At 30.1% G+C, this 24631-nt stretch carries 29 protein-coding genes and 1 pseudogene; 16 read left to right on the top strand and 14 right to left on the bottom strand.

What is annotated here, in order from left to right; all coding sequences use genetic code 11:
* Position 1: 1 nt before the first annotated feature.
* From TMEL_RS07035 to TMEL_RS07000, 8 genes are read right to left on the bottom strand one after another with little or no spacing between them, the layout of a single operon-like run.
* Positions 2-622 carry a site-2 protease family protein gene (locus TMEL_RS07035; RefSeq protein WP_012057575.1) on the bottom strand — a complete coding sequence of 207 codons (621 nt, stop codon included), beginning with the start codon at positions 620-622 and terminating at the stop codon, positions 2-4.
* Positions 606-1955, bottom strand: a complete 1350-nt coding sequence (locus TMEL_RS07030; RefSeq protein ID WP_012057574.1) for a B12-binding domain-containing radical SAM protein — start codon at positions 1953-1955, stop codon at positions 606-608. Before TMEL_RS07030 ends, TMEL_RS07035 begins: the two co-directional genes overlap by 17 nt.
* Complete coding sequence (locus TMEL_RS07025; protein ID WP_012057573.1) at positions 1936-2679, bottom strand: type III pantothenate kinase; 744 nt, start codon at positions 2677-2679, stop codon at positions 1936-1938. Before TMEL_RS07025 ends, TMEL_RS07030 begins: the two co-directional genes overlap by 20 nt.
* 1 nt (position 2680) lies before the next feature.
* Positions 2681-4186, bottom strand: a complete 1506-nt coding sequence (locus TMEL_RS07020; protein ID WP_012057572.1) for an HD domain-containing protein — start codon at positions 4184-4186, stop codon at positions 2681-2683.
* A gap of 15 nt (positions 4187-4201) precedes the next feature.
* Positions 4202-4816 carry a uridine kinase gene (udk, locus tag TMEL_RS07015; RefSeq protein WP_012057571.1) on the bottom strand — a complete coding sequence of 205 codons (615 nt, stop codon included), beginning with the start codon at positions 4814-4816 and terminating at the stop codon, positions 4202-4204.
* A gap of 4 nt (positions 4817-4820) precedes the next feature.
* Positions 4821-5366 carry a metal-dependent hydrolase gene (locus tag TMEL_RS07010; RefSeq protein ID WP_012057570.1) on the bottom strand — a complete coding sequence of 182 codons (546 nt, stop codon included), beginning with the start codon at positions 5364-5366 and terminating at the stop codon, positions 4821-4823.
* A gap of 1 nt (position 5367) precedes the next feature.
* On the bottom strand, positions 5368-6366 hold the full coding sequence (locus tag TMEL_RS07005; protein WP_012057569.1) for a polyprenyl synthetase family protein: 999 nt from the start codon (positions 6364-6366) through the stop codon (positions 5368-5370).
* Positions 6356-6982: a hypothetical protein gene (locus TMEL_RS07000; RefSeq protein ID WP_012057568.1), complete on the bottom strand. Its 627-nt coding sequence runs from the start codon at positions 6980-6982 to the stop codon at positions 6356-6358. The genes TMEL_RS07005 and TMEL_RS07000 overlap by 11 nt, the downstream gene beginning before the upstream one ends.
* Before the next feature lie 140 nt (positions 6983-7122).
* On the opposite strand from TMEL_RS07000, the gene hydF reads away from it, so the two are divergent.
* The 4 genes from hydF to TMEL_RS10570 all read left to right on the top strand — a co-directional run bounded on the left by hydF (position 7123) and on the right by TMEL_RS10570 (position 10533).
* On the top strand, positions 7123-8313 hold the full coding sequence (gene hydF / locus TMEL_RS06995) for a [FeFe] hydrogenase H-cluster maturation GTPase HydF (RefSeq protein ID WP_012057567.1): 1191 nt from the start codon (positions 7123-7125) through the stop codon (positions 8311-8313).
* A gap of 4 nt (positions 8314-8317) precedes the next feature.
* A complete protein-coding gene (locus TMEL_RS06990; RefSeq protein ID WP_012057566.1) occupies positions 8318-9682 on the top strand; it encodes an aspartate ammonia-lyase in 1365 nt (454 codons plus the stop codon).
* 357 nt (positions 9683-10039) lie between these two features.
* Entirely contained in the window at positions 10040-10345 is a 306-nt protein-coding gene (locus TMEL_RS10575; protein WP_408033200.1) for a HesA/MoeB/ThiF family protein, read from the top strand.
* Positions 10342-10533, top strand: a complete 192-nt coding sequence (locus tag TMEL_RS10570) for a hypothetical protein (RefSeq protein ID WP_041426072.1) — start codon at positions 10342-10344, stop codon at positions 10531-10533. The genes TMEL_RS10575 and TMEL_RS10570 overlap by 4 nt, the downstream gene beginning before the upstream one ends.
* A gap of 24 nt (positions 10534-10557) precedes the next feature.
* Here TMEL_RS10570 and TMEL_RS10200 read toward each other — a convergent pair whose 3' ends face one another.
* A complete protein-coding gene (locus TMEL_RS10200; protein WP_148186014.1) occupies positions 10558-10863 on the bottom strand; it encodes a DUF4408 domain-containing protein in 306 nt (101 codons plus the stop codon).
* Positions 10864-10867: 4 nt separating this feature from the next.
* On the opposite strand from TMEL_RS10200, the gene TMEL_RS06975 reads away from it, so the two are divergent.
* Genes TMEL_RS06975 through TMEL_RS06960 form a run of 4 tightly spaced genes read left to right on the top strand, consistent with a single transcriptional unit; the run spans position 10868 to position 13291 of the window.
* The gene (locus TMEL_RS06975; RefSeq protein ID WP_148186012.1) at positions 10868-11599 is read left to right on the top strand and encodes a hypothetical protein; all 732 of its coding nucleotides are present in this window, start codon (positions 10868-10870) and stop codon (positions 11597-11599) included.
* A gap of 4 nt (positions 11600-11603) precedes the next feature.
* Positions 11604-11966 carry a GntR family transcriptional regulator gene (locus TMEL_RS06970; RefSeq protein WP_012057564.1) on the top strand — a complete coding sequence of 121 codons (363 nt, stop codon included), beginning with the start codon at positions 11604-11606 and terminating at the stop codon, positions 11964-11966.
* Positions 11953-12498 carry a hypothetical protein gene (locus tag TMEL_RS06965; RefSeq protein WP_012057563.1) on the top strand — a complete coding sequence of 182 codons (546 nt, stop codon included), beginning with the start codon at positions 11953-11955 and terminating at the stop codon, positions 12496-12498. Before TMEL_RS06970 ends, TMEL_RS06965 begins: the two co-directional genes overlap by 14 nt.
* The gene (locus TMEL_RS06960) at positions 12485-13291 is read left to right on the top strand and encodes an ABC transporter ATP-binding protein (RefSeq protein WP_012057562.1); all 807 of its coding nucleotides are present in this window, start codon (positions 12485-12487) and stop codon (positions 13289-13291) included. The genes TMEL_RS06965 and TMEL_RS06960 overlap by 14 nt, the downstream gene beginning before the upstream one ends.
* 107 nt (positions 13292-13398) lie before the next feature.
* Here the strand turns inward: TMEL_RS06960 and TMEL_RS06955 are convergent, their stop codons facing one another.
* Positions 13399-14241 (bottom strand): DUF4438 domain-containing protein, encoded by an 843-nt coding sequence (locus TMEL_RS06955; protein WP_012057561.1) that lies wholly within the window; start codon positions 14239-14241, stop codon positions 13399-13401.
* A gap of 39 nt (positions 14242-14280) precedes the next feature.
* Positions 14281-15642, bottom strand: a complete 1362-nt coding sequence (locus TMEL_RS06950) for an MATE family efflux transporter (RefSeq protein ID WP_012057560.1) — start codon at positions 15640-15642, stop codon at positions 14281-14283.
* Positions 15643-15810: 168 nt separating this feature from the next.
* Here TMEL_RS06950 and TMEL_RS10565 point away from each other — a divergent pair.
* The 7 genes and pseudogenes from TMEL_RS10565 to TMEL_RS06925 form a co-directional block, all read left to right on the top strand.
* Positions 15811-16095, top strand: a pseudogene (locus TMEL_RS10565) (lysophospholipid acyltransferase family protein); the annotation flags it as partial.
* 18 nt (positions 16096-16113) lie between these two features.
* Complete coding sequence (locus TMEL_RS10560) at positions 16114-16575, top strand: hypothetical protein (RefSeq protein WP_231109729.1); 462 nt, start codon at positions 16114-16116, stop codon at positions 16573-16575.
* A gap of 41 nt (positions 16576-16616) precedes the next feature.
* Positions 16617-16796, top strand: coding sequence for a hypothetical protein (locus tag TMEL_RS10555; RefSeq protein ID WP_012057558.1), 180 nt, complete (start codon positions 16617-16619; stop codon positions 16794-16796).
* Positions 16777-17037: a hypothetical protein gene (locus tag TMEL_RS10400; RefSeq protein ID WP_196769455.1), complete on the top strand. Its 261-nt coding sequence runs from the start codon at positions 16777-16779 to the stop codon at positions 17035-17037. The genes TMEL_RS10555 and TMEL_RS10400 overlap by 20 nt, the downstream gene beginning before the upstream one ends.
* Before the next feature lie 356 nt (positions 17038-17393).
* Entirely contained in the window at positions 17394-18101 is a 708-nt protein-coding gene (locus tag TMEL_RS10395; RefSeq protein WP_012057556.1) for a hypothetical protein, read from the top strand.
* Between the two features lie 121 nt (positions 18102-18222).
* Positions 18223-19254, top strand: coding sequence for an L-threonine 3-dehydrogenase (tdh, locus tag TMEL_RS06930; RefSeq protein ID WP_012057555.1), 1032 nt, complete (start codon positions 18223-18225; stop codon positions 19252-19254).
* An 11-nt stretch (positions 19255-19265) separates the two neighbouring features.
* Positions 19266-20441, top strand: coding sequence for a glycine C-acetyltransferase (locus TMEL_RS06925; protein WP_012057554.1), 1176 nt, complete (start codon positions 19266-19268; stop codon positions 20439-20441).
* Positions 20442-20449: 8 nt separating this feature from the next.
* On the opposite strand, the gene TMEL_RS06920 is transcribed toward TMEL_RS06925, so the two are convergent.
* Positions 20450-21145 carry a glycerophosphodiester phosphodiesterase family protein gene (locus TMEL_RS06920; protein ID WP_012057553.1) on the bottom strand — a complete coding sequence of 232 codons (696 nt, stop codon included), beginning with the start codon at positions 21143-21145 and terminating at the stop codon, positions 20450-20452.
* Positions 21146-21325: 180 nt separating this feature from the next.
* Here TMEL_RS06920 and TMEL_RS06915 point away from each other — a divergent pair, with 180 nt between their 5' ends.
* The gene (locus TMEL_RS06915) at positions 21326-22723 is read left to right on the top strand and encodes a GGDEF domain-containing protein (RefSeq protein WP_012057552.1); all 1398 of its coding nucleotides are present in this window, start codon (positions 21326-21328) and stop codon (positions 22721-22723) included.
* On the opposite strand, the gene TMEL_RS06910 is transcribed toward TMEL_RS06915, so the two are convergent.
* Entirely contained in the window at positions 22724-23713 is a 990-nt protein-coding gene (locus TMEL_RS06910) for an alpha/beta hydrolase (protein WP_012057551.1), read from the bottom strand. It abuts the gene before it with no gap.
* Complete coding sequence (locus tag TMEL_RS06905; protein WP_238375207.1) at positions 23706-24614, bottom strand: alpha/beta hydrolase family protein; 909 nt, start codon at positions 24612-24614, stop codon at positions 23706-23708. Before TMEL_RS06905 ends, TMEL_RS06910 begins: the two co-directional genes overlap by 8 nt.
* Positions 24615-24631: the final 17 nt, after the last annotated feature.

The raw sequence follows: 24631 nt of genomic DNA, 5'->3' as shown, positions 1-24631 counted from the left end.
ACTATCCCCCTTTTCCTAGTATAATCAAATTTGTCAAACTATCTATAAAATAAACAAATGGTTGCATTATTAGCGGTAAAATCCACAATAACAAAATCCCCAACAGGAATAGTATACCATAAATTTCATATTTTATATACCAATCCCAATATTCATCTGGTAAAAAAGCTCCTAAAATCTTTGAACCATCAAGTGGTGGAACAGGAAAAAGCGAAAATATTGCATAAGTTAAACTCCATTTACACGCTTTGTAAAAAACTTTAAAGATAATATCATGCGAAAACGATGTCCTTGCAATTAAACCATATGCCAAAAACAAACCACCACCCAATATTGGACCTATTAGTGATGAAAAAATCAATACCTTCCTAATTTTCTTATTTTTCATAGGAAAAACTGGCACAGGCCTTGCCCATCCAAAATCAAATAAAATAAATGCAATAGTTCCTATAGGATCCATATGAACAAAGGGATTTAATGAGGTTCTCTTTAATTTTCTAGGCGTTTCATCACCTGCCAATACAACTAAATATGCTTTTATCACTTCTCTTGGAAATACAACCAACAAAACTGCAAAAAAACCCGTCATCAAATTTTCTAGTAAATCAATCGTATGATCCACCCTCTTTTACTTTTCTAGCATGCATCTTTAAATATTGTATTGTATCTTCATCCATTCCATACTTCCACCAAAATGGCAAAACTGTGTTATTCAATAAAATAGGATCTTCTCTTCCCGTTAATCTTCCACCATTTATAAGGTCAATCCAATCATCTGTACCTACTATAGGAGTATATTCATTTATGGAAAACCCTATACCTTCCTCTTTACAAAATTTTATAGCATCTTTTACATCCTTTACAGTTTGTCCAGGTATGTTTACCATTATATAAGCCGAAACCTCTTTTTCTGTAAATCCCACTTTTCTTAAAATCCTTGCAGCTTTTACTAAATCTTTATCAACAACTTTTCCACCAGTTTTTATTTGCAACTCACCTGCTGTTTCATACCCTAATTTAATGGTTTTAAAATTCAATTCCTTCATCAGTTCTGCAATTTCCTCATCTATTAATTTCGCATGAATACCATTTGGTAAATGAAATCTATACTTTGAATATCCTTTTTTAACCAATTCCTTTAAAATTAATTTAAAATGTCTTTTTGAATTAACCAAAATAGCATCATCAAAAAAAACTATATCTTTTACATTGAACATTTTAACATATTTTTCAATTTCATATAACACCAACTCATAAGGTTTAAATCTAATACCATTCCATATCCTATGCGCAATGCAATAAGAACATTTAAATGGACAACCTATTGTGGTTATAAACACCAAATAACCTAGCTTATTATATAGCTCATATTTTGGAGGAAGCAAAAACCAGTCAATTGGAGTATTATTAATCCTTACATTCAAAACTTCTTCTAAAAGCCTTGGCAATCTATTTAAATCATTACTCGGGAAAATATGCACTCTAGTCTTTTTTGCATGAGAAGGCAAATTTCTCACATAAAAACCACCAAAAACTATTGGTACATCCTCTCCATAAAATTCCTTTAAAAACGCTATAGTATCCCAATATCCTGGATACCAATACGTTAATGTTGAAGTTACAAATACTATATCTACTTTTCCTATTTGTTTTAGCCTATAATAAAAATATTCTTCTGGTGCGCCATATCTTTTATACTTCCTTGGAACAAATTTTAACACATCTGGCTTTTCTACTTCAACATACGGAAATTTCCCTGTTCCATAAAATTTATCCTTAGGTACATTTACAAATCTTTTTAAAACTTCATCATGCCTGTTCATTAAATCTATTAAATGTAATTCAAATCCCAATTTTTCCAAATATGCAGCAACATATAACAAACCTAATGGTTTTAACCAAAAATCATATGCGGCAAAATCTTCTATCCAAGGATTAACTAACAACGCTTTCATAAAAGTAATAAATCCCCCTAAGACCTAGTTCTAGGTCATAGATTACGTCTCTTTTATAATCCATAATTATCTTTGATTGTCCACCTGTGAAAATTACAGGTACATCCCTAAAATTTTCATTTTTTATTTTATTAATCACACTTCCTATTCCTTCAACAACAGTATTAATAATACCTATCCTAATATTTGACTCGGTATCTTTTCCTATAAATCCGTTAAAAGGCTTCAATTCAACTTTGGGTAACTTTGCAGTTCCCTTAAACAAAGCATTAATCATCATACTAAAACCCGGTATAATAATTCCACCTTCATACGATTTTTCCTTCAAAATATCAATTGTTATAGCTGTCCCAAAATCTACCACAATTGCATCTTTTCCATAATCTCGTTCCGCGGCAATTATATTTGCAACTCTATCTGCTCCTATTTCAGAAGGTATTTTCACATTCCAAGTTATACCTTTATAACTTTGTGCATTCAAAAAAATAGCACTTTTCCCAGCATACTTTTTAGAAAAAAATTCAAAAACATGATTAATGTTTGGAACAACAGAAGAAACTATAACTTCATCGTATGTTTCACCAAAAAATACTTTCAAATATGCATAAAGTTCATCTTCCGTTTGAATTGAATAGGTTGATATTCTCTTGATTTTAAAAAACTTCCCATTTTCTGTTAAAGCAACAGTAGTATGAGTATTTCCAACATCAAACAAAATTTTCACATTACCACCTCGTAGTAAGGCTCATATCAACTTTCGGAATTATACTATACATTTCAAGTAAACTTCTTATATCTTCCGTTACATAAACCCTAACTATTTGTATTAAATTACTACTCATTAACTTATATGCAGGATATTCTCTAACATACTCATCAAAAGACAACACACTATCTTTCCAATAATCATAAATGTATATGTTACTTTTTAAAAATTCATCTGGATGAACTAATGAAAGCTTATATGGAGTATCTACCTTAAATATTTCATCAAAATTTGATAAAATCCTCACCAACTCATTTTTATCCTTTTCTTCTGCACTTTCTATCGCTTTTTCTAGTTTTAATCTTATCTTTTGCAATATATCCATCGCAAAACCTTGACTCGCAACAAAAGGATCTATTCCTTCAACAGAAAATGGTGTTTCAAGAATTGTCTTCCAAAAATTTCTGTTTCTTAATCTTTCCACAATTTCATAAGCCATAACTATATCAAGTTCCATAGGTTGCAAATCTATCTCATAATTTAAAATTTTTTCTTTTGTCTCTTCAAAAGAAGAAATGTTATACTCATCTACAATTTCTTTAAAATATATCTCTATCTCATTTATTATACGTTGGTCTGTTAATTCCATAAAGGTTTCAAGATTTTTAACACGTTCTTTCAACTTTAGCGGCTTATAACTTAACTCCAAAAGCTCTTGTATCATTAGATCAGCTGCTCTCGACGTTTTATGAAAATAAACGTTTTTATACATCATAAACCTTCCAAAAAGGGTTGTATAGATTTCATCAATAACCTTAATGTTATAGGCTAAATGTTTTTTACCATCTTTTTCTGTTATCATTGAATTTCTAATAAGTCTATCCAAAGAACCCGTTCCAAACCCCCTGGTACCTGCAAAATATGAATCTCTTAACACAAAGTCCATTCTATCTGCGCCCAAAGGTCCCTGAATAATTGCAAAATCTATTGTACCTTCTAATTCTCCTTCATAAACTTCTATAACTTTCTCTATTATCTTCTTAAAATCATCATAAAGATTGGTATTTTCACCTAAAACAAACTCTACATCCTCTAAAACTGCATTTTTTAACTTTTCGGGTGCTCTTTCAAAAACTTTTACCATTGCACCAGGCATATACTCGAGCAAAATTTTATTCCTATATTCGTCATGACCATCTTCCAACCCCATGTTTTTATAAACAACCTCGTCAAATTGGTGACTAAATGGTCCATGCCCAATATCGTGTAATAACCCTGCTAACCTTAAAATCCTAACTTTTGATTCTTCACCAAAAAGATGTTTTGCATACATACCAGAAATATGCATTACGCCAAGTGAATGTGCAAATCTAGTATGTGTCGCACAAGGATAAACATACTCCGAACCTACAAGCTGGGATAAATATCTCAACCTCTGCATTGCTTTTGTATCTGAAGCCAATATTTCTAACGGATACATGAAAATTTCTGAATGTATAGGATCTCTTGAAACTTTATAATACATTAAAAACACCTCTCTTCAGTTATTTGTCATTTTTTTAAAGATAAATTCAACAACAACATCAATAGCTTTATCATTAAATCCGCCCTTTGGGATTATTAAATCAGCAAATTTTTTCGAAGGTTCAACGTAAGCATCGTGCATTGGTTTTACCATATTCAAATATTGTTCCACAACACTATCAAGAGAACGACCTCTTTCTTTAATATCTCTTTCAAGCCTTCTAATAAACCTGACATCACTTTCGGCATCAACAAATATCGAAAGATTATACATCTTTCTCAATTCCTCATAATACAAAGCAAAAATTCCTTCCACAATTATAACCGGTCTTGGTTCTAAAATCGTAAATTTCCCGGTTCTTGTATAAATCTTAAAATCATACTCTGGTAACTTTATACTCTTTAACTCTAACAAATTTTTTAAATGTTTTTCTAAAAGTGAAACCTCAATCATATTAGGATGGTCATAATTATATTTCTTCCTTTCTTCTAACGGAACGTAGCTCATATCCCTATAATAATTATCCATAGGTAAAATAACACTATTTTCTTTCCCAATAATCTCATTTATCTTCTGAGCTACTGTTGTTTTACCAGAACCAGTTCCTCCACCAATCCCAATTACAAACATATTATCACCTTTTCATTAATCTTCCATTCTTTTCAACCAAAAAAATATCCATTAACAAATGTAGTATATATCCTGCTGTAGATATTATACCAAGAAAAATGGCATTTTCTAACTGAAATCCAAAATAGTAAACTCCCGAAAATATTATTCCACCGTAAATTAAAGCGGCCCATATTGTGTGTAAAGGCCCCCTATGTCTTGGAATTAATATTTCGTACAATACACCAGAAAACAAACCTACTAAAAGCGAAATTAAAAATCTCAGATATACTCCTATCTGTAAGTCAAAAAAAGTAACAATAACCTTTCTAGTAAACTCAAAATAAACCACACTTGATACAACCAATAATTTTACGAATTTGTGTAACAATGAGTGGTTATGGTCTATATCCGGCATATCAGAGGACAAAACAAAAATAAAAAAACCCCAAGCAATAATTTTTTCACTTGGCATACCAAAATTAACTAAACGAATAATAAATAAGTAAATATACAAAACAATAGGATAAAAAAATACACCTGCCCTTACATGGGAATTAAAATTTGGCATGCTAATCTCTCCTTAATCTGTCTATTAAGTCTTTTAATACATCCTTCCTTTCAAAGTTAATTTTTTCCAAATTTTTAAATGCTTTTTTTATTAATTCTTCCATAACTTTTTTCGCACTTTCAATTGCTCCACTTTTTTTCATACATTCAATTATATAATTTATCTCTTCAATTGTTTTTTCAGGCTTAAAATAAATCTCAAAGAATTTTTCGTCATATTCCCCAAAATCTATCAAAGCCGTTACTTTACCTTCCAAAATATCTGAAAGATTTGATTTTCCCGATTTTTCATCAAAGGTACTAATAATATCATCTCTAATTTGAAAAGCAATCCCCGCAGGAATCATAATATCTTCAATTAATTTCCTACCAACATTTCCACCCGTAAAAACCGTTCCCAGATAAAATGGATAAAAAAACGTATAATATGCTGTTTTCAGTTTAGAAATTTCTAAAGATATTTTTTCACTTCTCACATAATTTCTATTCATAGAATAAATCACATCCAAAATCTGGCCATATCCTGTATTAATATAACACTCAGAAAACTTTTCCAAAAAAAAGTAAGGTATATTTAACCTACTTAAAACCCTTAAACCAATAAAAAATAATATATCACCTAGTACTAAAGCCAAATCCTCACCAATTTTCGGGTTAAAACTCCTATCCTTGAATTTATTTGCTAGCAAATTATGCATAGACGGTTGTCCTCTTCTTAACTCCGATTGGTCCATTATATCATCATGAATCAACAAAAAAGAATGCATTATTTCAATAGTTGCGGCAATCTTGTATACTGTTTCATCAACCTTTCCTCCAAATCCCTCTACCCCTAAAATAAACAATAAAGGTCGAATTCTTTTTCCAGGCCTTAAACAAAATTTCTTTAATTCTTCTACCAAATTTCCTACTGGACTGTTTAAACTATTTTCGTCAATTACTTTTCCAATAGCTTCATCAATTTTTTTTACATGTTTTATCCTAAATTCTTCAAATATCATATTCGTCCCCCAAATATTTTTCTACATCTTCTCCCACCAATTTTTTTAAAATCCCATAGTAAATTGAATTACCCATTACAACATTTGATAACGCTTTTTTCAATACATCCAAATCCTCTCCAGAATAATCCCCACTATCTATTGCCTTTACTAAATCATCAACAACTTCTGGTTTATCAATATATGATAGTGCAATTGCTGCTTGCACCCCAAACTTTTTCTTTTCAGCATCCTCTATCAAAAAATACTTAAGAATATCGTAAACCTTTTCACCTTCCCCTAACTTTGCCAACGCTTCATAAATTATTAGTTCTGCCTCTTCAAAGCTGTACAACGATAACGTACTATACAAATCTTTCACAATACTTTTCTCACCCAAATCTGATAAAAGATCTATAATATAAAGCAAGGTAATATCATTCTTTTTACCATTTGAAAGTCTTCTTTTAAACTCTTTAACTAATTTTCCCCTTGAATATTCTCCCAACTTAAACAATGCTTCAGATACTATTTCTTTTATCTGAGTATCTTCGTCATCTAAAAGTTTGATTAAATCATCAACAGCTTTTTCACCTTTCTCATCTATAATCCTTTTTATTAATTCTTCCCTCTCCATAAATTAACCTCCTATAATACTTTTTACCCTTATAATTATATCACAACGAATAAATTAGTTCTATCTAATTTACTTACTCTTTGTTTTTTGATATAATATAATTGAATAATTGTGAATTAATTTACAAAAGAGGTGTTAACGTGATAGCAAGTGGTGGTTTTAGAAAGTATATTGCAATTACTGGAAGAAGAAATGTCGGAAAATCGTCATTTATGAATGCACTAATAGGCCAAGAAGTATCTATAGTTAGTAATGTGGCAGGAACAACTACAGATCCTGTTTTTAAAAGCATGGAACTTTCCCCGGTAGGCCCCATTACATTAATTGACACTCCTGGTTTGGATGATGTTGGTGAACTAGGAATAAAAAGAATTAAAAAAGCAAAAAAAAGTCTATATAGAGCTGATTGCGGAATTCTAATTGTAGATGACATACCTGGAAACTTTGAAGAGCAAATTATAAAACTCTTCAAAGAACTAGAAATTCCTTATTTTATAGCCATAAACAAAATTGATACAATTGACCATGAAAATATCGAAAAAGAATATAAAAAATATAATGTTCCCATATTGAAAGTTTCAGCGCTAAAAAAAATAGGTTTTGAAAAAATAGGCAAAACAATAAATTCTATATTACCCAAAGATGATGAAATCCCTTATCTTTCAGACCTAATTGATGGTGGGGATCTAGTTATTCTAGTTGTACCAATAGATTTAGGTGCACCAAAGGGACGTTTAATCATGCCACAAGTACATGCAATAAGAGAGGGATTAGATAGAGAAGCACTTGTTTTAGTAGTTAAAGAGAGAGAGTTAAGATATGCAATCGAAAATATAGGCATAAAACCGAGATTAGTAGTTACCGATTCTCAAAGTGTAATGAAGGTTGTCTCAGACGTTCCTGAAGATATCGACCTAACAACATTTTCCATACTTGAATCTAGATACCGTGGAGATCTAGAATACTTTGTAGAAAGTGTAAAAGCCGTTGAAAATTTAAAAGATGGTGATACTGTAATAATTATGGAAGGTTGTACACATAGACCCTTAACTGAAGATATTGGAAGAGTTAAAATCCCAAGATGGTTAACTAACCATACCGGAGCAGCATTAAATTTGAAAGTTTGGGCTGGTGTAGATATGCCCGAACTTTCAGAAATAGAAGATGCAAAATTAATAATACACTGTGGGGGATGTGTAATGAATAGAAATAACATGATGAGAAGGGTAAGAATGTTTAAAAGGCTAAACATTCCTATGACAAACTATGGGGTTGTTATATCATATCTCCATGGAGTTCTTGAGAGGGCAATAAAACCGCTAATGAGGTGATAAAATGCGAAAAGAAAAAGATTACCTTGGAGAGGTAGATATAGAAGATAATGCTTTGTATGGTATTTCTTCAAAAAGAGCAACTCAGATATTCCCATCTACAGATGAAAAATTTGATGAAAAATTCATCTGGGCATATTTCATAATAAAAAAATCTGCAGCAATATTAAATAAAGAACTTTCATATCTTGATGAAGAAATTGGTAATGCCATTATTCAAGCATGTGATGAATGGGAAGAGTTAAAAAAACACATAATTGTAGATCCACTATCTGGTGGAGCTGGAACATCGGTCAACATGAACATAAATGAAGTCATCGCAAACAGAGCTTCGCAAATACTGGGTAAAGATTTTGGTTATGTAAAACCTATAGAACACGTAAATTTACACCAATCAACAAACGACACATTCACAACTGCTGGCAAGATTGCCACAATAGTAAGGCTCAGAGAACTTATTGGTGAAGTTATAACCTTACAAGATGTCATACAACAAAAAGAAAAAGAATTCTATAGAATCAGAAAAGTTGGAAGAACACAATTAATGGATGGCCCACCAATAATGCTTGGACAAGAATTCGGTGCATTTGCCGATGCACTTGCCCGTGATAGATGGAGGCTAAACAAAGTAGAGGAAAGAATTAGAAATGTAAACATTGGAGGAACGGCAATTGGAACTGGAATTGGTGCACCAAAAGAATATGTGCTTAAAATAACAAACACATTAAGAGAGATTTCAAAAGTAAAAATAGCAAAAGCAGATAATTTAATAGATTGCACACAAAATATGGACGTGTTCTCTGAAGTTCATGGTCTCCTAAAATCTTTAGCCGTTAACATTTACAAAATCTCCAATGATATTAGACTACTTTCAAGTGGCCCAAATAGTGGTATTGGAGAATTAATTATTCCTCCAGTTCAAATTGGAAGCTCCATTATGCCTGGAAAAATTAATCCAGTAGTTTCTGAATACGCTATGCAACTTTCTCTAGTCGTTTTTGCACACGATAGTCTAATAAATCACGCATGTGCTCAAGGAAATCTTGAACTAAACCAGTTTGCACCAATTATAGTTCATTATACACTAAAATCACTAAAATTTCTAAAAAACGCTTGTTTAGCTTTAGTAAGCTATATAGATAAAATAAAAGCAAATGAAGAAAAATGTAAAGAAAATCTCGAAAAATCAATATCTAATCTTACACCCTTAATCAATCTATTTGGCTATGATGAAGTATCAAATACAATAAAAGAAGCAAATTATAACTTATTCAAAGCAATTGAAATACTTTCTCAGAAAAATAACTTGCCTAAAGAAGAATTATTGAAAAAAATAACCCCCCAAAATCTAACTAAACTTGGTTTTTGAGGTGAAAAAATGAAGGCTAATTTTGTTGGTGGAATAAGGTATTTAATTGTAAAAAAGAAGTTGAGATTGATTTTGGTACATTAGATGACATTTTTAAATCCATCAGCATCAAAATTAAAGCAAAAATTAAATTTGTTCTTGAAAAAGAAACGAACAAAACTTTTATTATATTGAAAGAAGATGGGAAGGAAACGCGATTTTCTGTAGTCATACACAACAATAAAATATTTTAAAGAAAGAAAAACTTGAAGACGGTGAATTATTAATTATCATGCCAGTAGGTGGTAGCTAATGCTTGATATTCCACGGCATGTAAATCATGTTAAAAATATATTAGATAAAATCAATAACTAACGTATTTTAGTTGTTGGAGCTGGTAGCCTAGGAAGTGTCGTTTTGGAAAATCTTGTGCGTTTGGGATTTAAAAATATTATTATCTATTATGATTACAAAGAAATAGACCTTTCTGATTTAAATAGACAAGTCTTATATAATAGCAAGGATATAGGAAAAAGAAAAGTATTTGTCTCTAAAGAAAATCTTCTAAAAATTAACCTTTCATGTAATATAGAAATTTTCAATGAAAAGATAACAAAAAGTTTTGATCAAGAAATTGATTTGATATTTGATTGTGCTGATAACCTGGAAAAACAAAAACTTTGAGAGAGATTTTTCTTGGATATGCTTTCCCAAAATCTCCGCAAGTTCTACCACCATCAGTTTTTATTACAGCTTCCATTCAAGGATCAGAAGCTTTGAAAGTACTTAATAATGACTTTGAAAACTCACTAATTAACAAAATTTTGTTTTTTGATATTTTACACAACGATTTTGAGATTGTACATATGTGAACTATTCAAATTTTACTTAAATTTTTATTTGTTTTTTTCTTTGTATGTGTTATACTTATATAGAACAATATATAAATATGGAGGTGATACTATGGACTTTGTGAAAGCATACCCTATAACTTCAAAAATCATAGCACTAATTATATTAGGAATACTTAGTATTGTTATACCCTTTTGGAGTGTTAAAATTATAATATTTGTAATAAGTGTTTTTCTGTTTGGAACTATACTCAAAAATGCTGCAATAGGATTCATAATACTAGTCTTGATTTTCTCATTTCCTTTTTTATTAGAAAACGTTACTATTAATTTCATTCCAAACTTCTTCAACCCTGTGAAAAAAGAAACCATAAATCCAAACAGAATAACAACTTTAAATTATGAAGAAGTATCTATAAAATTCGAAAATGCAAATCTTATATTACATCTTATAGATGGAAACAACATCGAATACCCTGATGAACTAAACATCACACAGGAAAACAACAAACTTAAAATTAGTATAAATATACCAAAAACTTATAAGGTAAATAAATATTACGTTATCAAGATAGGTAATAGCCAATTAAAAAGTTTAAAAATAAATACAAATTCCACTAAAATACTTGGAAATGCTTCACTTGAAAATTTAGAAATAAGCAGCACTGGCATAGATTTAGAAAATACAAATATAAAAAGCTCATACATCAAACTAGATGGAACAGGAATAAACTTAAGAGGGAATATAGAATCAAATATTCTTGAAGTTGATGGAACGGGTATCAACATTAACGGTATTCTTTCTGGAAAAATATTCAAAGTAGATGGAACGGGAATAAATATTAAAGGAAAAATTAACTATAACTCTTTGGTAATAAATGGGACAGGAATGAACTTGAATTTTAACGTTGGAAATTCGACAGATTCAATAGAACTTTCTGGAACATCTATTAACGGTGATATCGATCTTTCAAATTCTAATTCTTACTTTACAGCTTATGGAACTTCAGGAAATGTAAAAGTAAAAAATTATAAAAATGCCACTTTAAATGTTAAAGGCGTAAAATTAACTCTTGAACAGGAGTGATCGCATGTTAAAACAAGTGGATAAGCATAGCGGCATTCCTGCGTATATACAAATAATAAATATGATAAAATCTGAAATTTTACTTGGAAACTTAAATCCAGGAGCCCAACTTCCAACAGTTCGAAAACTGAAAGAAATATTTCAAGTTAATATTAACACCGTTCTTAAGGCACTTGAAAAACTGAAAATAGAAGGAATAGTTTCTTCTGAGCAGGGAATAGGTTATTTTGTGAATAAAAATCTAAAAATAGATCCCAAAATAACAAATGAAATCCGAGAAATAGTAAAAAATTTAAAGAAACTAAATATTGACCTTCAAACACTATTTATCATATTAGAGGAGGTGTGGAAAAATGAAAAAATTTGAAACATTAGCTGAGATTATAATAAAAGAAAAAAGTGGAAGTTGGTTTTTTTGGTTTTTACTTTTATTTATACCTTATGCAAATATGTTCTCTATATTTTTCCTTTCAAACCTCACTTTAGCTTCAAAAATTAAATCTAAAAAAGACAAATCCTACTACTATCTCCCTTTTACAAAAAAAGAAATTATGCTATATACTTATTTATTTCTAATACTTATTATTTCCTCAACAACTCTACTTGTAGAACCAGAAAAACTAACCTTCATACTTATTTTTTCCACTGCTATTTTTTCAATTGCAACCTTATCAGCATCTTTTGGGTTAGACAACTTTGCAATTACCATCATCTTTTTAATATTAGATGGCATTCTCACAAGTTTTGGAGAGTTAAATTTTGGTTCAAACTTTAACCCTTACTTACTAATAAGTCCTACTACTCAGGGAAATGTTTTTCTTTCTGCAATCTTTTCAATAGCTTTATTATACTTTGCATATAAGTCTTACACTGGAGGTGAAAGCTATGTTAAAAATTGAAAATTTAAAAAAGTCATTCAAAGACAAAATTGTATTGAGTAATATCTCTTTTAAAATAGATAGAGGTGAAATCTTAGCATTAATAGGTCCAAATGGCGTTGGAAAAACAACTACACTAAATTGTATATCGCATGTAGTAAAAAAAGACAATGGAAAAATATTTTTCAACAATGAAGAATTTACTGAAAACATGAAACACCAATTAGCATACGTTCCGGAAGATAGAAATATTTTTCAAAATCTTAACGGATATGATTATAAAAAAATCTGGTCTAATCTTTACCCAAATTGGAATGAAAATGTCTTTGAAAAAATTGCAATAAAGTATAATTTAGACTTAAATAAAAAGATTGAAAAATACTCTCAAGGTTTAAAAACATTATTTTTAGTCGCTTTAGCTGTTTCATCTAACGCTGAAATATTACTACTAGATGAACCCACACAACACCTTGATCCAACTATAAGGGTAGAAATTATGAAAATAATGAGAGAATACGCTGATAATGAAAAACATGTCCTGGTTTCATCACATGAAATCTTTGAAATCGAAGAATACGCAGATAAAATTGCAATAATAAAGGATGGAGAAGTTATATACCATGATTATATAGATCATGCCAAGGAAAAACATCGCATAATTGAAGCATATCAGGATACGAAAACAGGAACCATAATAGGTCTTGTAGGAAATAACTTACTTGTGAAAACTGATGAGGATATAGGTAGATATCCAAAACTAAATGAAATTATAATTGGATATTTGAATGAAAAACAAGAAATAAAATTATTTTAACAATACAAAAAACAGGCATTAGGCCTGTTTTTTTCAGTTCTTCTGGAATAGGAATTGAAAATAAACAAATACCAAACTTCTTTATTTCTAAATTTTAAATCAAATGTTTAAATAAAATCCTTTATATTCATCTGAGAAACTTTTTTTGGCTCTATTATTCCATTTGCAGAAGTCATAATTACAACAACCCCTGGACCATGACCTGTTTTAACACAATTTGAATGTACTACTACACCTATAGACACCGCATCTTTCCTATAACCACCAACCCCAAAACCACTGTAATGATCTTTTATTGCAACTATATCTCCTATTTTTATTTTATCAATTCCTAGTCTTTTTATTTCTTCCATGTCATGTGTATTTATATCGTAATCTGTATCTGCTGGATTTGAGGCTCCTATTCCTGACCCAGTTAAATGGGCTGGAATTTCTGCAGTAACAGGGACTATTAGTTTTCCATCTTTTTCTTCAATTGGAATTTTTTCAAATAATTTCGGATCGATATTATAGATTCTTACTTCAGGATAATCTGTTAATTCAAGCCCCTGGCCCCATGCTTTAATTTGAATTTTATCTCCTACTCTCAATTTTTCCTTTTCTTTAAAATATACTAAGATATGATCTACACCTCCATGTTTTCCAATAACAAAACCTTTCATGCCTTTTGCATCTCCAGAAACAACTTCCGCTTCATTTCCAATACATGCCAAAGTCATACAAGTATCATTAAGCTTAGCATCACTATTTTTAGTAGAAACATCTGGTTCAATATGATCTCCATGCATTTTAAATGCATTATCGCCCAATCCGAAATTATAAGTTATTCCACCAACACCTGGAAAATAATGTGCATTACCCTCCCCATCAAGAACTGGTATTCTAACTACTGGATGAGCCACTTCAACCATTATTGAAAGTTTAACTACTTTATCTTTATTTGTTATCATCTTTCCACCTCCTTATATGAAAAATTTACGATTAAAGTCCTAAACTCTTTTATATTTCCAACCACCTTTTTTGTAAAAATAGATAGCTATTATAAATTCCGATATATCTCCAAAAGCAAATGATAACCAAAGCCAAATTACTGGTAATCTAAAAACTATTGCAAAAATATACATTAAAGGAATCTGAACAAACCACCTAGAACCAAGACTCATAAAAAGATAAGGTAAATTGTATCCAGAACCTGGAAAAACTATACTTAATCCAATTGCGTATGCCAAAAACAATAATCCCAAAGTACTATACCTCAAAAACAAAGCTCCACTTTCTATAATATTTTCTTCTTTGGAAAAAATTGAAATTAAACTTGGAGCATATATTAAAATAAAAATTAAAAATATCGCAGTAAATACTACTGAAAACCAACCTGAAATCTTTGCAATTTTTTCCGCTCTAGAAATTTTTTCTGCACCTAAATTTTGACCTATAATAGCAGATCCTCCCATTAAAAAACCCCATAAAGGCATAAAAACAAATCCAAAAATCCTGCCACCTATTGTATAAGCTGTAATATTAGCTTCACCATATATTGCAACAAAATAAAGAGTTACTACAGCTGATAATTGTCTCATGAAAACTTCAAAGCCATTTGGAAGACCTATTAAAATAAGTTTTTTGTCTAACTCAAAAATTAACCTAAACAATCTTTTAAAAGAAGGCTTTATGTTTTCTCTCCCACTAAAAAGTACATAAAAACCAATTAAAAATGCCAAAGATTGCGCAATAATAGTAGCTAATGCTGCTCCTTTAACTCCCATATTAAAACCACGAATATTAACTATAGGTAATTTATCAAACATCAAAATTGGATCTAAAATAATATTCACAACGCTTGAAAGTATCATTAACAACATAGGTGTTTTAGAATCACCTATACTCCTTAATGCAGTATTAACTGAAAAAGAAGAAAACATAATAGGTAAAAAGAAGATTCTTAAATATCCATATTCTAGTCCATAAAATACAATTTGTGTACCAGCAAACAATGACATCAATGGCTTTAAAAACACTATTAAAATCAAACTTCCAATTAACGCTACAAGGAACTTAAAAGTTATTGTTTGCTCTATAGCCATATTAGTTTTTTCAAAATCTTTTTTTCCAAAGCTTTGGGAAATCAACGAAATTGAACTAACACCTATTATTTCGTTTAAAGCTTCAACAACCCAAAAAATTGTGGTAAAAATACCTACTCCTGCAATTGCTTGTGACGAAATCTTCCCAATCCAAAAAATATCTATGATATCATAAAACATTTGAAAAGAAAAACCTATTGCAGTAGGTAAGCCCATCAAAAATATTTGCTTTATTATACTACCTCTTGTTAAATCTCTTGCGGGCATAATTTCCTCCTTCCGTAAAGATAATTATAACATACAATAATACAATATTTGTTATAATTTTATGCAAAAGTAAATGTTTTGGAGGGATTAAATGCATCCTATATGGTATCTTAGACCTATTTTGGCCCCTTTTTTTAAGGAAAGATTTAATCTTGAGATAAAAGGAAAATTCCTAAAACACCCCTTCTTTTAATTTCAAACCACACCAATACCTTTGATCCGTTTTTTATAAGTTCCTTTTTCGATAAACCTATCACCTGGGTCGTTGCAAAAGGTAATTTTAATAAACCATTTATTGGCTCCTTATTTAAATCACTAAACTTTATACCAAAACAAAAAGGTGAACCAGACATTAGTACTATAAGAAAAATCTTTAAAAATTTAAAAAGCGGAAAAGTTGTAGGTATATTTCCAGAAGGCTCCATTACTCGGAATGGAGTTTTTCAATTACTCCCTGCCGGAACAGAAAAATTGCCTGAAATGGTTAAAGTTCCAATAGTAGCAGTAAAAATTAAGGGAGGCTATCTATTAAATACAAGATGGGCTAATTACAATAGAAGAGGCAAAATAATTTTAGAAATAAAACAATTTTCCGGAAAAGATGTTTTAGACTTTATAAACCACAATGAATGGGAATGGCAAGAAAAAGAAAAGATAAAATTCGAAGGAAAAAACAAAACTAATGGAATAGAAAGAATTCTATGGTTTTGTCCAAAATGTGGTGCTTTTAGGTCTATAAAAAACAATAAAAATTATGCCCTTTGCATTAATTGTAAACATGAATTTCACATAGATAAATATGATTACTTAAATAACCAAAGAATTGATAAAATTTTAAATTCTCAAGTTAAAGCTTTAAATGATAACTTTAACAAAATAAAAATCATAGAAAATGCAAAATTGATTGTAAGAGAAAAAACACAAACAAAATAAAAATATTAAAAAAGGGAAATATCCAATTCCTCAAGCATGAAATGAAATTTGATAATTTAAACCTAAGCTTTAATCAAATAAAAGGTGTTACAACATTCTTAAAACGTTTCACCGAATTTATATACAACTCAAAATACGTAATTAGAATAAAAACAGAAAATGAAAGTCTTTTACTATATTATTTAATTAGGAGGTATAAAGATGTTTACAACAACGGTTAAAACCTTTTTCGTTATATCAGTTTTATTTTCAATAGCTATCTTATTAAAAAGATTTATCCCTCCACTTAGAAAAATGATTATACCCAATTCAATTCTTGCTGGATTTATTGGATTTATTATAGGACCTAATTTTCTTAATCTAATAAAAGTAGATGTAAATTTTCTAGGAAAATTAATTTATCACCTAATGGCAATAGGTTTTATATCACTTTCTCTAAGAAAAATTGAAAATTTTAATTAAAGAAGTTATCTTGGTGCTGGGTTAGTAATTGTTGCTACTTACCTTTTTCAAGGTATTCTAGGAGTTTCTCTAGGATTTTTAATAAATACATTTGATAAAACATTTTCACCTGCCATTGGATACATAGTCCCACTTGGATTTGGCCAGGGATCTGGTCAGGCATATTCCGTTGGACATCAATGGGAAATAGTTGGTCTTCATAATGGAAGTTCAATAAGTCTTGCAATAGCCGCTTCCGGATTTGGTCGGGCAACACTTGGAGAAATAGTAATTTTAAATATACTACTTATTAAATCAAAAAAGAGAGAGATTGTTGAAAAAAAGCGATAAAAGTAGCAGATTATGAATTTTCTGACATGGATGGCATGACCATACAAATGGTGATAATTGGTATTATTTATCTAATAACTTTTATTTTCTTAAGCTTTGTAGAAAAAATACTTTTACCATTAGGAAATATAGAACATACACTTTCAACTATTTTGTGGGGATTTCATTTTGTTATAGGTGCTATTTCTGGAATGGCGTTTAGATTTATTTATAACAAACTTAAAGAAAAAAATATAGCCAGAGAAAATTATTTGAATAACTTTTTATTACAAAGAATTGCAGGTATTGTATTTGACTTTATGGTTATTGCTTCCATAAGCGCAGTTGTACTTTCAAAAATTAAAGACGAATTCTGGGGAATATTTATAATTACATTTACCGCAGGCGTTTTAACATATTTCTTTATAATGCCATTAACTAAAAGAATATTTAAAAGATACGAAATTGAAAATAGGGTTGCATTTTACGGAATGCTAACATGTACCATATCAACTGGTATAGCTCTGTTAAGAGAGGTAGATCCAATACTTGAAACGGGAGCAGCAAAAAACTTAGTCTGTGGTATTTCAATAGCTATAGGTTTACCACTAATTATCATACTAAATCTTCCTGCTTTTTCTATTTCAACAGGAAGAAATATCTTTAACTTTTTCGGGTTAATTTTAATGCTAATATATGGATTATTATTCTTCATAATTGGGAAAACATTCCTTAAAAAGTTAAATAACAATTAATATACTGTTTTAATTATATTCTAAGAAACTATAATTTCGTTTAATAAACTATTATCTTGATTTACTAAGGCACTTTTAAGTAATATAATTATAGATGGATAAAACTGGAAGGAGGATTAATATGAAAGCAATATTAAAAGAAAATGCAGGTCCTGGATTTACAATGAGAGATGTAAATAAACCGGAAAAATTAGGTCCAAGGGATGTACTTGTTAAAATCAGAAGAGCTTCCATTTGTGGAACAGATGTTCATATATACAAATGGGATGAATGGTCACAGTCAAGAATAAAACCACCATTGATAGTTGGGCATGAAATGGCTGGCGAAGTTGTAGAAGTAGGTGAAGCAGTAACCCAAGTTAAAGTGGGAGATTTGGTTTCTGCCGAAACTCACATTCCATGTGAACACTGTTATCAATGTAAAACAGGCCGCATGCATGTTTGTAAAAATCTCGAGATATTAGGAGTAGATAGAAATGGTGTATTTACAGAATATGCTGTAATCCCAGAAACAGTGTTATGGAAATTCTCAAAAGAAATACCGCTAGATTTTGCTTCTGTAATGGAACCTTTTGGAAATGCTGTACATACCGCACTTGTAAGTGATCTAACTGGTAAAAAGGTTCTCATAACTGGATCTGGGCCAATAGGTTTAATGGCCATACAAGTAGCAAAAGCCGCAGGTGCAAGTCTTGTAATTACAACGGAAGTAGATCCGTTAAGAATAGAAATGGCTAAAGAAAATGGGGCAGATATAGTAATAAACCCTTTGGAACAAGATTTAGTAAAAAGTATATACACAATAACCAATGATGGTGTAGATATCTTACTAGAAATGAGTGGAAATAAAAAAGCTTTGGAAGACGGTCTAAAATGCGTGACTATGGGTGGAGAAGCTTCTTTGCTAGGCATATTTGGCGGAAGCATCGATATTAACCTTGATTCACTGGTGATAATGAGAGGTATTACCGTATACGGTATTACAGGAAGAAGAATGTTCGATACTTGGAAAGTAGCAGATGAGTTATTAAAAAACAAAAAAGTTGATCTTTCAAAGGTAGTAACTCACGTTCTTCCATTTGATCAATGGGAAAAAGGCTTTGAACTTATGTTAAACAAAAAATGTGGAAAAGTAGTATTAAATCTTGATTAGGGGGTGTAACTGTGTTTGATTACAGCATTTTTGCAAAAGAAATTGATGAATTAAAAAACCAGGGATTGTACACATATATTAGAACTCTCGAATCACCCCAAGGTGCATGGTTGGTTATTGATGGGAAAAAGGTGTTAAATCTTTGTTCTAATAACTATCTTGGATTTGCAAATGAAGAAAGATTAAAAAACGCAGCAAAACAAGCTGTTGAAAAATGGGGTGTAGGTCCTGGTGCAGTTAGAACTATTGCAGGTACTTTTTCTTTACATAATGAATTAGAAGAAACTTTGGCAAAGTTTAAAAAAGTAGAAGCAACAATATTCTTACAATCAGGTTTTGTTGCAAATCAAGCCGTTATACCAGCTATCACAAATGAAGAAGATGCTATTCTTTCAGACGAATTAAATCATGCTAGTATCATTGATGGTGTTAGATTATCAAAAGCAAAAAGATTTGTTTGGAAACACAGAGATATTAAAGATCTTGAAGAAAAACTTAAAGAAGCTAAAGATGCTAGAAGAAAATTAATAATCACAGATGGTGTATTTAGCATGGACGGAGATTTGGCTCCATTACCTGAAATTGTTGAGCTCGCTGAAAAATACAATGCCATGGTAATGGTAGATGATGCCCATGGTGAAGGAGTACTTGGAAGTCATGGAAGAGGTATAGTAGATCACTTTGGATTACACGGTAGAGTAGATATTGAAATAGGTACTCTCTCAAAAGCATTTGGTGTTCTCGGTGGTTACATCGCAGGTAAAAAGGAACTCATTGACTATCTAAAACAAAAAGCAAGACCATTCCTTTTTAGTAGTCCATTATCACCTGCAGACACTGCTGCTGCATTAGAAGCGACAAAAATTCTCCAAGAATCAGATGAAAGAGTAAAGAGACTTTGGGATAATGCAAAATACTTTAAAGAAGAAATGAAAAAATTGGGTTTTGACACAGGTGAAAGTGAAACTCCAATTACGCCCGTCATGTTATACGATGCAAAACTTTCAACACAATTTAGCAAAGAACTATTTGAAGAGGGCATCTTTGCACAATCAATAGGTTATCCAACAGTTCCAAAAGGAAAAGCAAGAATAAGGGTAATGATAAGTGCAGTTCACACAAAAGAAGACCTTGATTTTGCCCTTGAAAAATTTGAAAAAGTAGGAAAGAAATTGGGAGTAATATAAACTGGCCATTATCGGCCAGTTTTTTTCAAATATCCAACTATTTTTTCCACACAATCTGTTATTATATAATCTGCCAATCCTTTTAACATTTCTACTTCTTCTTCACTATTAACCGTCCAAATTACTATCTTTTTTCCTAGTTTTTTTAAAAAAGTTAAAAATTCAAAAAACAACTTTTCATCTATGTAATATAACTGAATAGGAATATGCGCACTAAAAATATTTGTTTTATAGAACAAATCTCTCAAATCATTTAAGTTCAAGTTCTTGTGTCTCTCATCAAATAATAATCCAAACTTCTCATTCCCATAAATTCTAGAAAGTTTTATTATTATATCATGTTCAAAAGAACTAAAAATAATCTCCTGTTTTCTTTTTTTCAAAACGTATTGTACTATCTTCTCTGCGTTATTTGCATCCTTAATCTCCACATTTATTATCTTATCATCTAACATTATTTCAAATATTTCATAAAGCCTTGGAATGTTTTTAGGTATTTTTTTACTGTTAACTTCTCTTACATCTAAATCCACATTAAACACTCTTTTTAAATTACTATCGTGTGTTACAACTACCTCCCCATCTTTTGTCCAGTAAACATCGAGTTCCACACCATCCGCTCCATATTCAATCGCCTTCTGAAAAGATTCTAATGTATTTTCAACGTATTTTTCAGAATAACCTCTATGACCCAATATTTTCACATCTACCACTCCTTAGTTGCAAAATTTTAAATCGTTGATAAAATATTAATTAAAGGGGGAAAAATTATTACAAAAAGTTTACTTACTTTATTTATTGCCTTTTTCTTTATAACATTAATATTAGGATTATACCATTTTTCACTGAATCCAACTGGAATAGAAATTGATAATTTGAAAATAATGGAAAAAGATTTATATGTAAAACTTCCATATTATACACATTTAAAATCTCCCACTAGTTTAACTTTTGAAATACAAATTCCAAAATCTAGCAACAAATACCTTTACATTCCACAAATAGATGCATCATATATTGAAATTTTAGCAAATAACACAACCATATTAAAAAAAGGTTATTCATCCAAAGCGGGCCATTTCTTTTATACGCCATATTTTATACCTCTACCTCCAAAAATTTCTACATTAAAAATTAAATTAAGCGGTGTATATGAAATTGGTATAGAATTTCCCATATACGTTGTAGATGAATCTCAAAAATATAAATTTTGGATTCTTAACTTCTTAACATTCCACAGTACACTCATACTTATCGGCATTTTCATCTCCCTATCTATTATACTTTACTTACTATCAAAAAGTACAACTTCATTAAATAAAAAGAAGATATTTCATTACTTTAGTCTGTCATCAATATTTGCAAGTATATGGATAATTGATCTGTTACCTATAAGTGATTTTGAAAGTATTCAAGGTTTCTTAAAATTCAAAAAATTGTTTATTATAAGCTTATATCTAGGTTATTCATTTTTACTAAAGGGAAGTCTTATATTTTTCTATTATTTAAACAAACTAGGAAATTTTCTGGTTTATGCTTTTTATTTTATGGCACTTTTATTACTTTTTCAAACTAATATATTATCACTTCATTTATTACATAATTACTTTTCTGTAATATTTATAATATCATCTATTTTCCTTCTTTATTTATACTTTAAGAAAAAAACCCAAAACTATTACCTATTTTTTATACTAACACTATTTATCCTAACTACTATACATGACACTATAATCCTTTTATTTGATATTGAAAGCAAACTTTTAAGTCCTATTGGAGGGATGATTCTTTTCTTTGTATTTTCGTATATAATTCTTTATGAATACAAATCCACCACAATTGAAAAAGAAAAACTCTATGAAAAAAGTCTAAAAGACAACCTTACAGGAGCATTCAATCGAAATATCTTTGAATTTGAAAACTTTTCTTCAGAGGATGTATTTATATATATTGATATAAACAAATTAAAAGAAATAAATGACACATTTGGTCACAAAACTGGAGATAAAATACTCGTAAAATTTTCACAAACCGTAAAACAATTTATTAGAAAAAATGATTTGCTAATTCGACTAGGTGGCGATGAATTCTTATTAGTCTTAAAAAACTGTTCTAAAAGAAAAGGCAAAAAGATAATAAATAACATACTAAAAAAATTCAAACAATCCGATAAAATTTCTCCTGCTTTTTCATGGGGAATAACGAAATTTGATAAGTCTGTTGAAAAAACTTTAGAAAACGTAGATATTTTAATGTACAAGATGAAACTAAAAAGAAAATAGCTATTTTTCTTCGTATTTTATTTTTTCCAACAATCTTGCCTGCCTTCTAAATTCATTTACATCCATTTCTTTTAAAATAAATCTTGCCAAAAAATATTGAAAGGGAAGCCATGTTACATGGCCGGAAAATATAATATGTCTTCTTGGTTTTCCCAACATTTCCCAGAGGAGTTTTCTACTTTTTTTTGGCAACGCTTTGTCAAATAAGGCTTCGATAAATATTATGCGTTCTTTATTCACAAACTTTGCATAAGCAATTGGATCAACCTTTAAAAATGGATGGATATCACTATTTTGCATATCCTCAACAGTTTCAAACTTTTTAAGCTTCTTTATATCATCTTCAAATCTCTTCAAAAACTTCCCTTTATCCCTTATATCTCCACCCAATCCCTTTTTAATATCTCTTCTCATGAACGCTAAAGTTGGTGAATACCAAATCAAAGTAGCAATATCTCCTCCTGTAGTCATAAGTATTGTTTTTTTAAAATCATCTGTAATAGCGTTTAAAATAACACCTAGCATCCCACCTAAACAAAACCCCAGCAAACAATTATTTTCATGCCATAATTTTAGCTCCTTAAAAAACTTTAATACACTAATTACATCAACAACCGCATGCTCCCAAAATTTTGTTGCACGATTTACATCCGTTGAAAAATAATCCTTTCCACTAACGGAATTATTTGGAACTCTTGTAAAATTACCGGGTAAAATTGGTATTACAGTTCTAAGTCCTGCATTTGCAAGATGCGTCCCCATCCATAAAAGAAATGGTATGTTACTAGTTCCAAGACCATGTAATATCATCAAAGAGCCGCCTACATCTTTTTTTGGCTCAAACAGATAAACTTCTACAGTCTCAGTCCCTTTCTCGCATTCTTTATAAAGAGAAGGAAACTTTATATATGAAACTCTAAACCGTTTTGATTTTAAAATATATCCTGATGAAAAATCCGGCTTTTTAAAATCAAATTTAAAACTAATCATATAAATCTCCCCTTAAAAATTTTATTGTTTTTTCAAGTATTTCCCTTGTCTTATCATCTTTTAAGACAAATTCAAATCCATGATCACCTTTGGGATGTAGTAACAACTTTGCTTTATTCCCCATTTTTCTTAATTTCTTATACATCCTAACAGAAGAAATAAATGGCACTACCTTATCCTTTAAACCATGTACTAACAAAATTGGTGGAAGGTTCTTATCCACATATGAAATTGGAGAGTATTTAATGTATAAATCTTTTGATTTATTTGGCAATCTTTTCAAGGTTGTCGAAACGGCAAATTTTGCAAATAATGATGGGCTTTTCCAAATATCTAAAAGATCGCAAGGTGTGTAATATGCTACAACATTTTCAACTTTTGGCTTATACTTTAAAACAAAATATAAAGCAAGATGCCCGCCTGCAGACAATCCCATTAAACTTATTTTTAATTTTGGAAACTTTTCACTCACAAATTTATAAGCATCGGAAATATCCTCTACTAATAGTTCTATATCGTTTAAATATCCATATCTATAATCTATAGTCGCTACCGTAAATCCTTTTGAAACCAAATATCTATACCACGAAATGTTGTTCGGTTGCCTTCTATATCCACTAATCCAACCACCACCATGTGCAAACAAAATAATTTGGTTTGAGTCAGTTTTTGGATAATATATATCTAGCCAAAGATTTTCTTTGTATTTATAACTTATTTTTCTAGACCATGGCTTTTTCTCCAAATCAAACGGAAGTTTCCCCAAAAGAGACCTTCTCAAAAAAGGAATTTGCAAGAGAAAAAAGATTAAAAATGCTATGAAAAAATTTAAAAATGAAAAAATTAACAAAGATACATATACAACAACTTTAAAACTAACTTTTAAATTCACATCAATCACCAGAAATATTATATCAA

The organism is Thermosipho melanesiensis BI429 (genome assembly GCF_000016905.1).
GTDB classification, from domain to species: domain Bacteria; phylum Thermotogota; class Thermotogae; order Thermotogales; family Fervidobacteriaceae; genus Thermosipho; species Thermosipho melanesiensis.
Note: the sequence above shows the minus strand (reverse complement) of the source record. Positions and strands in the feature narration are given on the sequence as shown.